This is a genomic window from Pseudoalteromonas sp. J2K-J979, assembly GCF_058169715.2.
On sequence record NZ_CM200282.1, the window covers coordinates 718,497 to 733,589 of the forward strand.

General features: G+C 40.5%; 11 protein-coding genes and 3 pseudogenes. 7 read left to right on the forward strand and 7 right to left on the reverse strand.

What is annotated here, in order from left to right; translation table 11 throughout:
- The first annotated feature begins 315 nt into the window (after positions 1-315).
- The 5 genes from AC3KVK_RS19665 to AC3KVK_RS19685 all read left to right on the forward strand — a co-directional run bounded on the left by AC3KVK_RS19665 (position 316) and on the right by AC3KVK_RS19685 (position 6,793).
- Positions 316-1,008: a response regulator transcription factor gene (locus tag AC3KVK_RS19665; RefSeq protein WP_490313723.1), complete on the forward strand. Its 693-nt coding sequence runs from the start codon at positions 316-318 to the stop codon at positions 1,006-1,008.
- On the forward strand, positions 1,005-2,342 hold the full coding sequence (locus tag AC3KVK_RS19670) for a histidine kinase sensor domain-containing protein (RefSeq protein ID WP_490313722.1): 1,338 nt from the start codon (positions 1,005-1,007) through the stop codon (positions 2,340-2,342). Before AC3KVK_RS19665 ends, AC3KVK_RS19670 begins: the two co-directional genes overlap by 4 nt.
- A gap of 132 nt (positions 2,343-2,474) precedes the next feature.
- Positions 2,475-4,574 carry a TonB-dependent receptor gene (locus tag AC3KVK_RS19675; protein WP_490313721.1) on the forward strand — a complete coding sequence of 700 codons (2,100 nt, stop codon included), beginning with the start codon at positions 2,475-2,477 and terminating at the stop codon, positions 4,572-4,574.
- 382 nt (positions 4,575-4,956) lie between these two features.
- Positions 4,957-6,480 carry a PepSY-associated TM helix domain-containing protein gene (locus AC3KVK_RS19680; protein WP_490313720.1) on the forward strand — a complete coding sequence of 508 codons (1,524 nt, stop codon included), beginning with the start codon at positions 4,957-4,959 and terminating at the stop codon, positions 6,478-6,480.
- A 7-nt stretch (positions 6,481-6,487) separates the two neighbouring features.
- Positions 6,488-6,793: a DUF3325 family protein gene (locus AC3KVK_RS19685; protein ID WP_490313719.1), complete on the forward strand. Its 306-nt coding sequence runs from the start codon at positions 6,488-6,490 to the stop codon at positions 6,791-6,793.
- A 19-nt stretch (positions 6,794-6,812) separates the two neighbouring features.
- On the opposite strand, the gene AC3KVK_RS19690 is transcribed toward AC3KVK_RS19685, so the two are convergent.
- The 4 genes from AC3KVK_RS19690 to AC3KVK_RS19705 all read right to left on the reverse strand — a co-directional run bounded on the left by AC3KVK_RS19690 (position 6,813) and on the right by AC3KVK_RS19705 (position 10,625).
- Positions 6,813-7,796, reverse strand: a complete 984-nt coding sequence (locus AC3KVK_RS19690; RefSeq protein WP_490313718.1) for a questin oxidase family protein — start codon at positions 7,794-7,796, stop codon at positions 6,813-6,815.
- Positions 7,797-8,083: 287 nt separating this feature from the next.
- Entirely contained in the window at positions 8,084-8,431 is a 348-nt protein-coding gene (locus AC3KVK_RS19695; protein ID WP_490313717.1) for a VOC family protein, read from the reverse strand.
- Positions 8,432-8,556: 125 nt separating this feature from the next.
- Complete coding sequence (locus AC3KVK_RS19700; RefSeq protein WP_490313727.1) at positions 8,557-9,168, reverse strand: DUF998 domain-containing protein; 612 nt, start codon at positions 9,166-9,168, stop codon at positions 8,557-8,559.
- A gap of 257 nt (positions 9,169-9,425) precedes the next feature.
- The gene (locus AC3KVK_RS19705; RefSeq protein ID WP_490313716.1) at positions 9,426-10,625 is read right to left on the reverse strand and encodes a serine hydrolase domain-containing protein; all 1,200 of its coding nucleotides are present in this window, start codon (positions 10,623-10,625) and stop codon (positions 9,426-9,428) included.
- A 623-nt stretch (positions 10,626-11,248) separates the two neighbouring features.
- Here AC3KVK_RS19705 and AC3KVK_RS19710 point away from each other — a divergent pair.
- Positions 11,249-12,117, forward strand: a pseudogene (locus AC3KVK_RS19710) (IS110 family transposase).
- A 38-nt stretch (positions 12,118-12,155) separates the two neighbouring features.
- Here the strand turns inward: AC3KVK_RS19710 and AC3KVK_RS19715 are convergent.
- The 3 genes and pseudogenes from AC3KVK_RS19715 to AC3KVK_RS19725 form a co-directional block, all read right to left on the reverse strand.
- The gene (locus AC3KVK_RS19715) at positions 12,156-13,010 is read right to left on the reverse strand and encodes a TIR domain-containing protein (RefSeq protein WP_490313747.1); all 855 of its coding nucleotides are present in this window, start codon (positions 13,008-13,010) and stop codon (positions 12,156-12,158) included.
- Between the two features lie 256 nt (positions 13,011-13,266).
- Positions 13,267-13,362 (reverse strand): annotated as a pseudogene (locus tag AC3KVK_RS19720) (transposase); the annotation flags it as partial.
- Between the two features lie 365 nt (positions 13,363-13,727).
- The gene (locus tag AC3KVK_RS19725; protein WP_490313746.1) at positions 13,728-14,612 is read right to left on the reverse strand and encodes a hypothetical protein; all 885 of its coding nucleotides are present in this window, start codon (positions 14,610-14,612) and stop codon (positions 13,728-13,730) included.
- A 155-nt stretch (positions 14,613-14,767) separates the two neighbouring features.
- Between AC3KVK_RS19725 and AC3KVK_RS19730 the strand changes: the two are divergent.
- Positions 14,768-14,959: pseudogene (locus AC3KVK_RS19730) on the forward strand (transposase); the annotation flags it as partial.
- Between the last annotated feature and the right edge of the window lie 134 nt (positions 14,960-15,093).

Sequence of the window (15,093 nt, forward strand, 5' to 3'; positions counted from 1 at the left end):
CACTGCAAACATTTTAAACTTTTTATTTAGAATCAAACGATAACTGAGTCCCTATTTTGATTCAAACGTTTGTTGCTCTAATAGTTTAAAGTCTGATAAATCAAAGCACTGATGACCACAATCATCTGCTTGGTTGCTCAAACGAGGCAAACTAAATCTCTTTCGTTGGCTGTGTGTTCACTGCTAATCCGTTGATTTTTCGTTAAACCACGTGACCACACTTATGAAAATGACCAGATTAATAATTTACATTTATTCACCCGCACACTAACATGCGAATGAAAGTAGTAACTATTTTCATTAAATTGGTAAATTGTGTCAAAAATTAAAATACTGTTAATTGAAGATGATTGCACGCTCAGCGATTACCTGCGTGATTTATTAGTAAGATCCGGTTATCAAGTCGAGCAATGCCATGACGGCGAATTGGGTTTACAACGGGCTCAAACAGAGCAGCATCACCTCATTTTACTTGATAAAATGCTGCCCAAATTAGATGGCGTATCAGTATTAAAGAGATTACGAAAAACTAGCCAGCAACCTGTGATTATGGTTTCCGCCAAAGGAGCAGAAGAAGAAAGAATTTTAGGTTTGAGTCACGGTGCAGACGACTATGTGGCAAAGCCCTTTAATTCTCAGGAATTATTACTGCGTATAGAAAGCCTACTAAGACGAAGCCAAACCACAATCAAGTCAATTAATCAGCCCGACATGTGTATTGATATTGATGGGTTACAACTCGATGCCACCAAACAAATTATTAGTGTTAATCACCAAGAAATTGAATTTACCACCATCCAATTTAAGTTACTGTGGGAGCTTGTTTCTCAGCCGCATAAAATCATCAACAAAGCCGATTTATATGAAACGGTACTCAATAAAAAACTCGGAGCATACGACCGCAGCTTAGACATGCACTTAAGCCGAGTAAGAAGAAAGCTCAATGAAGCCAATTGGTTAGGTGACCGCTTACAAACAGTGCACGGCAAAGGGTATTGTTTCAAATGAACCGGAAAATTCTATGGAAATTATGTTTAATTGTTGCAACGGGTTTGGTCGGCTTCTTTTATGTATTAAGTGCTTTAACATCAAGAACAGAAGAAGGCATGAGCTTTATTGCAGAACAACACAGTCAAGAATTAAAGGCCTGGGGGCAAGAAGCTGAACGTTTATATGCACTTGGCGATAAAGACGCGTTAAATAACTGGCTCGAGGCACTTCAAAAGCAAGAGCAAACCTGGCTGTCGGTTGCACACTTTCAAGCGTCACATGTCGCCGGTGAGCAACTCGATAGTGCCATTATTGGTGGCTATCATTTTGGCCGAAGCACCGATTGGAAAATACATTTATATTTTGATGTGAACCCGATTATGGAGTTACCCTTTTCTCAAGGTAACACCAGTTTTTTAATCAAATTACCGGATCGAATGAGGCCAGGTACATACTGGCCAACCGTCAGAATTTGTTTGCAAGTGCTGATGCCGATGGCCCTATTAATTTTTTTATCGATTATTTTATACCACCATATCATTACCCCATTACAACGGTTAGATAAGGCCACATCAGCATTTAGTCAGGGAAATTTTGATGTCAGAGTAAGAAAATATTTAGGCAATCGCAACGATGAGCTTGCTCATCTGGCCTCAACCTTTGACCGCATGGCGAGTCGAATTGGCGAGCTCATAGCCAGTCAACGCCAACTTATATCTGATTTATCTCACGAATTACGCACCCCGTTAACCCGCTTGGATATTGCGGTAAATAACTTTGAACCGCACAAAAGTGATGAGCACCTAGGTCGTATTTCTCGCGAATCACACTGTATCCGAAAACTGATAGAAGATACCCTCACCTTAGCTTGGCTCGAAAACGAGCAGCCTATCATCCAACAAGAAAATGTCGATTTAGTCGATTTACTTGATGTATTAATTGAGGATGCGAAGTTTGAGTTTCCGGATCGCACCTTGCTATTCAGTTCCCCAAGCAATGCCGTGATCCTTAATAGCAGCCATAAAGCACTCGGCCCCGCGATTGAAAATATAATTCGTAATGCTTTACGCCATACACCCGCAGGAAAAACGGTACGCGTCAATTTAAATCAAACCGAACAGTCTTACTGCATTCGCATTATTGACCAAGGCCCGGGGATCCCAGAGCAGTATTTAGATAAAGTTTTCCATCCTTTTTTTAGAGTCGATAATTCTCGTATGGCTGGCAATGACAGTTTTGGCTTAGGATTATCTTTGGCAAAACGACACCTTAAAAGTGTTCGCGCCACCATCAGTGCAGCCAACGAACATCAAGGCGGCTTACAAGTAAAAATTTTGATTCCGACGTCGTAAATGTAACAAATGTAAAAGTGCTACACTCGCCAAAACTAAACAGTAATAATTCCCATTAACATTTAAAGTCAATTACCCGAGAAGTTGTCCATGTATCACATTTCCCCTAAAAAAAATCACCTGAAAAGAAATATGCTCCATTTAGCTATTATCGCCGCAGTCTGTGGCCCGGCTCACGCAGAGCAAACAAGTAGCAATGCGGAAATAAAAAAAGTCGAAAAAATAACGGTAGTCGGTGCGACCACCAACTCTGAAATTACCCCAGCCGAGCTGGCAAATTATCAAGCAAATGATTTAGAAGATATTTTTCGTCATACCCCCTCGGTAACCGTTGGCGGATCATTAGGGATCGCACAAAAGATTTTTGTTCGTGGCATGGAAGATTCACTGATCAACGTCACTGTCGATGGCGCCCCACAAACCAGTACGCTCTTTCATCACATTGGCCGCGTAGCAATTGAGCCTGAACTTTTACAAAGTATCGAAGTACAAGCTGGAGCTGGCGAAGCCACCTCTGGCTCTGGTGCAATTGGTGGCGCAATTCGGTTTAAAACCAAAAGCGCTGACGACTTACTGAGTGGCGATCAACAATTTGGTGGCATTGTTAAAGCGAGCTATTTTACAAACGATGGTCATAAAGAAAGTGTGTCTTTGTATGGCAAAGTGACTGACGCCGTTGGGGTGCTCGCATCGTATGTTAATGTGAATCGCAATAATATGGATGACGGCGACGGTGTAGAAATTCCCGGCACAGCTGCGGACCAAACGCTCGGCTTTTTAAAAGTAAATGCCGAACTTACTGAAAATCAATACCTCACCGTCAGTTATGAAAACCGCAAAGAAGAAGGTGAATTTGGTAAACAAACAAACTGGGCACCTTTAGCAGATGATCCACTTTTTGCCTCTTGGGGTGAGCGTGAAACAGGGGTATTAAATCATGCGTGGTATCTCAATAATATTGTTAACCTAGAAACAACCCTCTACCAAACAGAGTCTTCATTCAAACGAGCGCTTTATACTTGGGATGCATCGATTAAAACCACCGGATTTGATATCCGCAATACCAGCGATTTAGGTAATCACGCGCTGACTTACGGCTTAGAGCAAAAACGTGATCACGTAAACTCGCAATCCTATGAAGACTTTGGTGGCATTTTTGATGAAAAAGGCACCGTGACGGGGGTGTATCTGCAAGATCATTGGCAGTTAACCGATGCGTTGTTACTCAGTGCTGGTGTGCGTTATGACGCCTATGAGGTTGAGCATGATGGCGTAGAAGCAAACTGGGTCAAAGTGGATGGAAAATGGGTAGTTGAAACCGATAGTAACGGCCAACCAGTGACTTCAACAGATAGCTTTTCTACCGAAAAACAAGATGGCTTGAGCTTTAACCTAGGTTTTGCCTATGAACTGACTGACGAACTCACGCTCTCTGCGGGCTATGCCGAGGCATTACGAGGCAGACAAGTTGCGGATGCCTTTACTGTTGGTGAGTTAAGCCACAACAAAGATCTGCGTCCTGAAGAAGTCGACAATACTGAATTGGGTTTAATCTATAATGATGGGACTTGGTTGTTAGAGGCGTCAGCTTACCTGAGTGTCATTAACGATGTTGTTTTCGATAAATTCAAAGGCCGTGAAGGCGTGTATTACGAAAATGTTGGCGATTTAGAAACGCAAGGTCTTGAACTGGTTGCAGGCTATCAAGCTGATAATTTTGATGTAATAGTTAGTTATAACCATAACAATGTTGAGTTAAACAATGTGTCATTTTTATGGCCTGATGCAAACACCGAAACGGGTTATAGCACAAGAGTATTCGATGGCATTGAGCTTGCAGCCTATGAATATGGTGGTTTAGGTAATGCGATGGGTGACTCTATCAATGCTAATTTTAATTATGAACTGACTGAACAAGTTCAGTTCGGTCTCAATTACCATCATGTAGCAAGCTTAAATGACATTGAGGTGTTTCATCGCTCAATGGAACTTGGCTGGGTCACCCAATTAGAAACCATTAACAAGCCTGGTTATGATCTATTTGATGCCTATGTGACCTATGAACCTATGGCCAACCTCAGATTTGATTTATCTGTACAGAACTTATTTGATGAATCTTATCGCAGTCATGGCAGTGTCGCAGATTACGGACATATCCCTGGCTATGACAAAGTGGTCGGCATTAAAGAATCGGGTCGCGATATTCGTTTAAGCGTGTCCTATCAATTTTAATCCGATGTTATTCTGAAGCTTACCAGCTTGCTGTGTAAGCTTCAGAAATAGGCCAACCTGTTGTGATCACGCCCTGGGCTAAATGCCGTACAATTTTGAGTCTCTCATGCCGAATACTGATTGCCTTTGTAGGTGGTTATTTACTGGCAACCCTCAGTGCGATTCTCTTGGCTCAACAATTACCTGGAGAAGAAATAAATAGCATTATGACTGGGCTCATGCTGAGCTTTATTATTTATGCCGCCACCGTTTTGCTGGTGTTTTCGGCTAAAACAACTTTCAGATCGTGCCTTTATGTATTGAGTGCTTGCATTTCAATCTATTGTTTTATAATTTTTTTTAGTGGTCCCGGACGATTATGAAGCCCCGCTTTAGACAATCAATGAACTGGTTACATACTTGGAGCGGTTTCGCTTTTTCATGGTTATTATTTTTTATATTTATCACCGGCAGTGTGGGCTATTTTGAAAATGAAATTGACCGCTGGATGAAACCAGAAATACAAGCGGTCACTCAGCCCATCGATAGTTTGTCAGTGTTATCTCTGGGTCAGCAGCAATTGCAATTGTCTGCCCCTTCGGCCTCACAGTGGTACATCAGTTATCCATCAAATCGTAGCCCTTATATTGGTATATCATGGTTACAATTAGCCGACAGCCAAGCTGGCACGCCTAAACAATGGCATGAGACGACCCTCGCCCCCGATACCGGAGCAACAGTTTCGCACCGTGAAACCAGTGGGGGAGAAACCCTGTATCGACTGCACTACAATTTACATTATGTGCCTGAAAACGTGGCTTATTTAGTGACGAGTTTTGCCACATTGCTGATGCTAGTTGGCTTGATTACAGGTGTGATAATCCATAAAAAAATATTTATAGAATTATTTACTTTTCGTGCCAATAAAGGTCTGCGCTCATGGTTAGATATTCATAACATTTTTAGTGTATTGCCCTTACCTTTTCATCTAATGATTACTTATAGTGGCTTAATCTTGTTGATGGGGATCAGTATGTCTCCTGTAATAGATGCAACCTATGGTGAAGGGAAGGCAAAGCACCGTCAGTTTTATGACTTATCTCAAGCGGAGCAAGAAGAACAAGCGTTGATTGATTTACCCGCCTCAGAGTTAACACTCACTAGCGCTTTATTCGATGCTCAATCACGTTACCCAACACAATCTGTCAGCTACCTAGGAGTCATTGACCGTCAAGCAGAACAACCTGATTATGAAGTGTGGCTTGAAGCCAACGCGGGTGTTGAATTTGCCACATTATTGACCTACCGAGTCGTCAATGGCCAGGTGCAAATTGCACGCACAACCACAAAAGTGCACGAAGCGGCTAAAATTTACGATTTACTTGAGCACTTGCATGAAGGACTTTTTGCAGGTACCTATTTACGCTGGTTGTATTTTATTTCTGGGTTGCTTGGGGCAGGCATGATAGCCACAGGTCTGATCATTTGGGTGAACAAACGCCTAAAACAACCTAATCAATTAATAGTGGTGATAAATAAGTTAAACGCCGCTGTACTGATTGGTTTACCCATTGCGATCGCCTGTTACTTCTTAAGTAATCGCTTATTGCCCCTAACGATGGCCGAGCGTGCAGCTTGGGAAATTCACTGCTTATTTATTGCCTTAGCTGTCTGTATCTGCGTGTGTTTACTGCAAACCAATAAACATGTCTGGAAAAACATGCTTTGGGCAGCCACACTCGCCTATGGGCTCATTCCTGTCATAAACTGGCTAACGACAGAGCATAATCTCATCAACAGCGCCCTACACGCTGAGTGGATCATGCTTGGCTTTGACTCTAGCATGATCTTTTTTTCGCTGTGCTTTGGGCTAGCTGCAGGGATCGTTGGGCGTCGTATTACTCACTCCACCACAGACACAAACTAGTAATAACATGATGATTTTAATTGAAATACTTTTACTGAGCCTGAGTTTTGTACTTTTGAGTTTATCGCTCCCTCGCCATTATGGTCAGGTTACAAACAGGCGCAAAGCTCTGCCTAAACCAATAATATGGATAATCAGAGTAGTCGGCTATAGCTTGCTGATAAGCGCTTTGCTCTTTGCTGTCAATGTATGGGGATTGGCGCTTGGAGCAACTTACTGGTGTGCAACGCTTACTCTGGTCGCTATGCTACTCACGCTGGTTTTCACTTATGGTTTTGAGCGCTCACCTTCACGAAGCAATAAACCCGGTTAAATGGGTGGGGAATGATGTATTACTCACTCAATATCGCTCTTTGCGCAACCAAGTAATACAAAGGGTTGGAGTTTTCGCGATATTCACTCAAGCAACTGTAGACCAGTTTTATTACGTGAGAGTCATCGGATAACAGCGCTTTTTTTATAACTAAATCAAAGTTACATTCACACTTTTTCACTTCAATCACCGTATTCGGATACCCAATAGCTGTACTTAAATACGCAACGAGAACCGCTTGCCAAAATGCCCGTAGCGCTGATTCTTGATCGTTTAAAAAAGGCAAAATAATCGAAAGCGCATGGCAACCGGTCACCGTATGAAGCAATGTAAAATCATCACACAAATAAAATAGCTGCAAAGTGAACTGTTTCAGAGTTGCTAAATCTATACTCTCAGGTTGGAATACTGCTCCCTTGCACTTTAACAGCTCCCCTATTTCATCCATCCTATCGACGATAATACCGGGTGAAAAATTATGGCTTTCGCCCAAAGGAGATAACCGCGCGATTATCTGCTCTAACGCTTCGTTTGTGGTGTGCTGACTGAGTTCAAATGGCTGATATTCAGCACTCCAATAGGCTAACGCTACGGCTATTTCATTGAGGTTGTTCGCTTCAATGGCATAAGCTAGCCGAATGAGCCCATGAAAAGCAGAGGCCGCCACGCCCGGCATCAAGATTGGCAATGCATTTGCGAGCGTGGTTTTCACGCCATGTTTGGCCAGTTCCGTTTGGTAATACGTTAAGTAAGATTGATAGCTTTCAGCTTGACCTAATTGGCTTTCGACCTGTTCAACAGCCACCACAGAGGCAAAATCGCCGATAGGCTCCAGGTTAGTAATGCTAGTTTGAAAAGTACGCTGTAATTTATCATTAGAGGCACCTAACTGAGATAACGCAATAAGCACCATAGGTAAATGCGTCGCCAACCCCCCTCCATACAGAGGGTGATAGCGGCCTGCTTTTTCAAGCAATGAATTTAAAACCTGTCTGTCTTTCATCTTTTACCTATTCCTCCAAAGCAATCCTTGTTAAGGCTGAGTCAATCAAGTGACAAAAAATATTGGATTGATTTTTAATCCTATCTTGAATAAAAACCCAGATCAATTGGCAAAAAATAACTGATAAATTTGAGGGTTGCCATCAAGTTTGCGATTGGCAGCCTTTAGCCGCGCATTTGTTCAACAAGGTTGTTAATTAGGCCAATTAAAGATGAGCTAGACACCAAAACACACTGAGCAAACGTAGATCTGCCTTAAAATACCCGTATCACAGTGGCAACGGTGAGTTAGTGACTGAATTCAGTAACGTGCCAAAGCTCACCAGATGGCCCCCACAAATAAATAATTTTTCCCCAATGGGCGCTTTGGATTGGTTCATATTTAATATCAAACCCCTCTAGATTTGAAATAACGGAAAAAGCCTCGTTGATATCTAAAACCGATAACTGAAACATTAAATTTTTGGCCAGATCTTCGTTATAAAACCGTTGTAAGAAAAAAGCACAGCCACCGTTTTCAAATAAAGATAAGTCATCGGTAACGTAATCCATTTTAAAACCTAATGCTTGGTAAAATGCTTGAGATACATCGTAATCCTTACACGGAATAAAAGCCCTAATATCATCGACTTTCATTTTACTCTCCTTTAATTGTCTAATACTTATGTTTATGATTTGGTAATCGTTTAGTGAAGCTTTTTTTCCTCAAAATGATGATGTAATGGCCACTAAATCGGGGAAAACCAGCACAGTCTGTGAGTTTACACGTGCGCTAAGATTAACGAAAATGTGCTTAGCCAAAGTAGTTTAATCCAATAGGATAACCGCTGATAATAACCGGTTAATTTTTTAGTTTTAACTGCTTTAGCCATTCTCACTAAATAATAAATGGCTAATATCACGGTCAAGATTGAAACAATTCGAAACCAAAACGCTACATAAATAGAGCTAGGGCTCAACGCAACGAGAATAGGTGCAATTAAAAGTGATAAAAGCATTATAAAACCAGCCCAAGAGTGGATTTTACAATTCAGCGTCGGTGACTTTGTATACGGATCGTTATCCATAGGGAAATAGCCCGCCACCCAAGTTCCAATACCGTGTATGATAATTAGAATACCTGAGATTGTGATCGCCAGATTCGAATTATTAAGTTGAATTAATGCCCAACCAAATAAACAGAAAATGATACCAAGTGGGTAGTTATTGATAATGGGTGAGATTTTTTCAGTCGGGCTGCCAGTCGCCCCTAACTCACTACAGAATTGATTAAAGTGGTTGTAATTTGGGTAAAGCTTAGCAGCAAAATAAACCCCTAACGTAATCCAAATAGTCGCAATGACCCCTGATAATGTAGCGATACTTTCTAACAACACTAACCTCCCTGTATAAACGCGGCAATAAGCCATGGTTTTAAAGTCACTCTTTTACGATGTAAAAAAGGGCAAAAAGGGACACCAAAAAATATCTCTTTGATTTTAATCATTATATATCAAAATACAACTCAAAAATTGAGCGGGTTGTAGAAGTCGGCTAAAGTAAACAAAGCTTGATGAAATTGATGTGGCGGATTTAAACCATCCAAAACGATATGAGCCTAGTATTTTGATCTCGTAACAGCCATGGCTGGTTATATACCCTTTCTCATATTTAAAAATGAATCTAAAACTTCAAATGTAAAGTCTTGAAATTCTTCTTCGCATTGCTCATTAACACCACAGTTTGCAAATGCGGTTATACTTATATCATCCTCAGGTATATATATATTTTGCGTAAAATACCCAAACTCAGTGCCGCCGTGGTGATAGAACTTTTTTCCCTTTACTTCTTCAACCCAAATACCAAGCCCATAATAAAAATCAGAGAAACGATAAAAACGCGGCCCAAAAGACTCAACTAAATGGCTTTCACCTATCATTTCCTTTCTAACATTTTGATTAATAATATCATTATTAACTACGATAGCTCTTAATAGTTTTGCCATATCATTAACACTTGAAGCTAGTGGAGCATCGGAGGTTGCGGTTGTGCCAATGATCCCTTTAGTATCTACCCAAATATTCATTGGTATTGGAAAAGTAGGATCGGAATCATTAATAAAAAAACCCGATCCCAGTTCAGGCGCATGTTCTTCAACACCCTTTGAATAACTCGATGTCATTTTCAAAGGTGTTAAAATTTTATTTCTAATTGCAACAGATGGATGCTGTTTTAACACACGCTCTAAGATTACACCTGCCAATGCGTAACCAGAATTTGAATACGAGTGCCCTTTACCTGGTTCAAAGTCTGCTGGCTGGTTCAATGCAAAGCTTAATGGAAACACATCCGTTGTCACTTTCCCCTTATTGGCATATTGCGCTTTAAAAAAAGCGTACTCGCCAGCATCATTATATTCAAAAATCCCACTCGTATGATTTAACAGCTGCCTTAAGGTCATTTTGTCTGAATATTGAATTTGGTTAAGTAATTCACTTTCAAGATATCTACTTATTGGTGCGTCAAGACTAAGGACGCCTTCATCCGCTAACATCGCCACCAATAATGCGGTTAATTTTTTACCTGCACTACCATTGGGAATAACAATATCCGTTGTCATCGGCTTCCTTTTTTCCAAGTCTTTAAAGCCAGCATGACCGATGTAACGACCTATTTTTGTTTCGACCAAGAGTACCGCACCTGGGACATGCTCAGATATAAGGTTATCAAGCATAGGTTGATATTTATTTTGATAATTAACGTTAGGAGTTGGTTGATTATTCGCAAAAACAACGCTAGCCAATAAAAAATAAATAAGAATTAACAGCTTTATTAAACGGTTTTTATTCACAAAATTCATCCATGATTTAAGCGTAACGCCAAAAAGATAACAATCAAAAAGAGACACCCACTTTTAAATTTTAACTCGCTCTTATTCGAGCTGAAGTAATTATGGCTTAAAAAGTTAGGCAAGGATCAGTGTGCTTAACCTGACAGTGGAAGTCATACCAACGAGACTGTAGAAAAACTCCAACAGCCAAATTTAACTAAAAAACTAGCTCCTGTAATCAATTCTAAGCGCATTTAAGGCATTAGCTAATGCATTTGGAACCCAGAAAACAGCCTGTTTTTCTTAAAAAAGAGTAATTCTACAGCCTCAACGCTCGCTTAAGAGGTGAGTGAATGTGTGCCATGTCTGAGCGAAGCGAGTTCGGCACACGTTTACGAATCCTACTTGAAGCGTTTGTATGGATAATAAACCCATCTAATTATTCTTTTAAACCGGGTTAGGGTAATGTGAGACCCAGGCTTTAGCTGCAACTAAAGCTCTCTTTTGTGGTAGTTCGATTGAGCGATGGCTCCTCTGTTGAGAGACCGATAACAAGAATGAACGCCACAAAAGACTCCAAGCATCACACTCGAATAGTCTACTGGGTCTCGAACCCGCATTATGCAAGCAAGAGTTAGCTTATTATGATAACAAATACTAATCAAAACATTAATGTCGGTGTCGATACCGGCAAATTTCAACTCGATATTTATATTCGCCCTCTTGATATCTATTTCACCGTTAAGAACGATGAAAAAGGGATTGCTGAGGCAATTAAAAAAATCAAAATTTACTCTCCAATACGTATCATTATTGAAGCCACTGGCCGCCTTGAAATGCCCTTTATTATTGCATGTGCAAAGGCCAATTTACCTTTTGTCATTGCCAACCCAATACACATAAACGCTTTGCTGGTGCCATTGGTCAACGCGCCAAAACCGACAAGCTAGATGCACAGTTAATTGCACATTATGGCGAGGCAATTAAACCCACTATTTCCACCCTAAAGCCTGACATCATGCAGACTATGAGTGATTTGGTTGCTAGAAGAAATCAGCAGTTAGTCATGCAAACGATGGAAAAAATTGAAAATAAAATTCTAAAACTCATTGAATCATGCCCTGAATATTCAGCCAAAAACACGATTCTACAAAGCATGAAAGGCATTGGTAAAATTGCCGCTGCCTCCATCATCAGTAACTTACCTGAGCTTGGCTATATGTCGAATAAAGAAGCCGGTGCATTGGTTGGCGTTGCGCCTATGAATCGCGAAAGTGGCCGCTATAAAGGGCTTCGAAAAATTCAAGGTGGGCGGCATCAAGTACGCACCGTTTTATACATGGCGATGATGTCAGCCATCCAATCAAACCCTGTTTTTAAATCAACTTATCAGCGATTAGTTGCTGCTGGGAAACCGAAAAAAGTAGCGCTTATTGCGTGTGTCAGGAAGATGATTGTGATCTTAAATTCGATGCTCAGAGACGGAGTAATGTGGGAAGCGCCAAAAGTTTAAAATTAGCTATTGACGCCATAGTCTCTTGTTATACGAATTTAGAACGATATATCACCCAAGTCATCTTGTGGTATTGGCATGTATTGCTTCGGAGGTTTAGGTGACATTGCTTCGTCTATTTTGTCCTCATTTTCTAGCACATACTCTACGCCATCTTGAGTCAGTTTATAGCCATACCACTCATTACCGTTAAAGTCTGAATCTAGTACCCTCTCGACTAAACGGATTCTCTCAAGTTTAATCAGAGCTAAATTGAGTTGATGTGGCTGTAAACTGCTAGATAAGCTAAATGACGATACGCTATCGTTATCTGTCACCGTTGATAGCAAATTACCGAGGATAGTAATCATAGGTTCAGAAACAACGTGTTTAGGCGCATTTTTTGAGGAATTTAGAATATTTACTGGCGAATGCAAGTCGTCTCGGAACTTACTATGAAAGCTACCAAGTTCATTTATTTGTTTTAAAAACCTTGTACAAGCAGCGTTTACCGCGGACTCTAGATCACCATCACTACGATCTGGGTCATAGTCGTTGACATTAATCCCCAACAAGTCTGTTGGCATGTGAAGCACTTCGTTACGAGGCTTTAAGATAAAACAGCGCTCTTTTCCTAAGGCACCAATGAACAAACCTAACTCAAATATCACGTTATCTCTAACCGTGGGTTTAGGGTTGTCCCTCATTACCGTTAAATCTTCGGGACGGAAGATAAATAGAGCAAAATCGACGTCTTTAGCTTTGCTTGTGAGTGATGTGAGCGTGTCTCCACCAGAATTGAAAATTTTATCCCAAATAGTCACTTCCACTTTTCGATCAAGGCAAGCATTACATGCGCTTGCAACATCATAGCTTTCAGATGACGAACCAATAAATAGGCGAGGTTTTTTCATATAGTCACACCAGTTGAAATAATAAATTTAGTATATCACGCAGATACTTAGGATATAAAACTTAGCTAATTCGTATAACGAGCTTGTAGATTTACTCGTTTTAAATTTGTTTTTATTAATCAGCAAACCATAACTGAGTTCCTATTTTGATTCAATCATTTAGGCTGTTTTGAGGTGAGATTTTAAATCGGGGTTTTTGATGGATTCTCTTGCGGGTTTTGAGGCCTTTTTAAGGGTAAAAAGGGCCTTCCCCCCCTTAATGAATTCTGTTTTGCAGTTTTTCGATATTATGAACCAAGCAATACAGCTGCCACTAGGTATTCACTTTCGCTTGACCCCGTAAAGTGGACTTCTCACCATCATCACCATGCAAAAAGCTATTTAAGTATGACTTGAATAGTGCCATCTTAGGGTTAACCGATAAATGTCTCGGCTTTGGCTTCCTGCGTAGCTCTACCGCTTAAATCCATTTGGTCGTAGTACCCTGACATTTTAAAAAATGAAAAACGTTAGGCAGCATTCTTTTTGTTAAAGATTTCGCACTTTGAGAGCCTCTATTGGTGTTTGCATACTTTTATTAACGGTACGACGATTTGACAGCTAAATGACAGACGAAGTAGATGAATTTGTTGATTTATTTGGATTTGACCGCTTGCGCGGTCAAAAAGATAAGTAAATACCTATTGACGAGAGATCGGCTCATATGTGTGTTATGACTTATTTTTTTGGTCTCAGGTCTTCTATGATTTGTGCGTCCACCCAGTAGATATCACCTTCAATTCCACTACCATCCTTTGCCCGAATTGGATTTCGATTAAAAAAGAGATATTTACCATCTGGCGACACATATGCGCCATGATCGGCTCCGTTAGTGTTTATAGTATCACCTAAATTTATCGCCACTCCCCATGAACCATCTTGTTGACGAAAGCTGATATAAAGGTCTATACCGCCATATCCATCGACTTTTTCACTATCCCAAATTAAGTAAGACTCATCTCGTGCAATAAAGGGATGGGCAGTCCATTTCCCTGAGTTTATCTGTGGCCCCAATAGCTTCGGAGGCTGGCGTTTACCATTTTTAACTGTTGAAATTCGGAGCACATCATTGTTTTTATAATCATCAAAGACATAAGTGCCTTTAGCTGATGCAGACAGGCGCATAATACCCCAATCTTCCCGATCAAATATGGGTCCCAAACTTTTTACTTCTGACCAGCCTTCATTATTGCGCTCCATGTATTTATTGCCCAAATGCATTATCTTACCATCTGGTGCAAGTATAGGCCTCCCCACTCTAGGCCCCACAACGGACTCTTGCCACTGATTATTTTCTAACTTGAAACGGATTAACCACCATTTTTTAGTATAAACATCCTTTCTCGTAAAATAGAACTCTTTCATATCAGGGGTGAAAGAACCGCTATGGTCACGATGCTTAGTTGATACGTACTCCGGAGCAAATATTTTTGGGGTTAAGCCAGGTGGCTGTTGACCAAGGTAGGGGCCTTCCAAGGGTAAAGAGTCACCTTGGCTATGACTTTGACTACTGATAACTAGTATAGAAAAAAGCAGAATAATTGAATTACAAATATACTTCAAAATTTTTCCTTATTTTAAAATCAATGAATTATCTAACTTCGTTTAAATGTCATTGTACGAGTGGTCAGTTTAAGGATGTCAGCTTTAAATTACTGATCCGTACCAACACTTTTGGACATTAGCTAAGCGAGTACAATCGCTTAACGAGGTGAATAATGTCAACAAAGAAAATCCGCAAAATACATACCGCAGAATTTAAAGATGAAGCCCTGAAACTGGCTGATAATATTGGTGTTGCAGACACTGCAAGAGAATTAAAACTGCACGAATCTCAATTATATAACTGGCGTACTGCGGCCGAGAAAAAGTCTACCATCAGTGAACGAGAGTCGGCGCTTGCTGCTGAGGAATAAAATGTTTGACACTCATAAATATCCTAAATCCATTTAGTCGTAGTGCCCCTAACATTTCAATGGATTGAAAAACGTCAGGCAGCATTCTTTTTGTTAAAGATTTGCACTAAGTGAGCCTCTCTATGTGT

Coding starts and splice junctions, on each gene's coding strand:
- AC3KVK_RS19670 (WP_490313722.1), top strand. CDS start 1,005: ATGAACCGGAAAATTCTATGGAAATTATGTTTAATTGTTGCAACGGGT.
- AC3KVK_RS19675 (WP_490313721.1), top strand. CDS start 2,475: ATGCTCCATTTAGCTATTATCGCCGCAGTCTGTGGCCCGGCTCACGCA.
- AC3KVK_RS19680 (WP_490313720.1), top strand. CDS start 4,957: ATGAACTGGTTACATACTTGGAGCGGTTTCGCTTTTTCATGGTTATTA.
- AC3KVK_RS19685 (WP_490313719.1), top strand. CDS start 6,488: ATGATGATTTTAATTGAAATACTTTTACTGAGCCTGAGTTTTGTACTT.
- AC3KVK_RS19690 (WP_490313718.1), bottom strand. CDS start 7,796: ATGAAAGACAGACAGGTTTTAAATTCATTGCTTGAAAAAGCAGGCCGC.
- AC3KVK_RS19695 (WP_490313717.1), bottom strand. CDS start 8,431: ATGAAAGTCGATGATATTAGGGCTTTTATTCCGTGTAAGGATTACGAT.
- AC3KVK_RS19715 (WP_490313747.1), bottom strand. CDS start 13,010: ATGAAAAAACCTCGCCTATTTATTGGTTCGTCATCTGAAAGCTATGAT.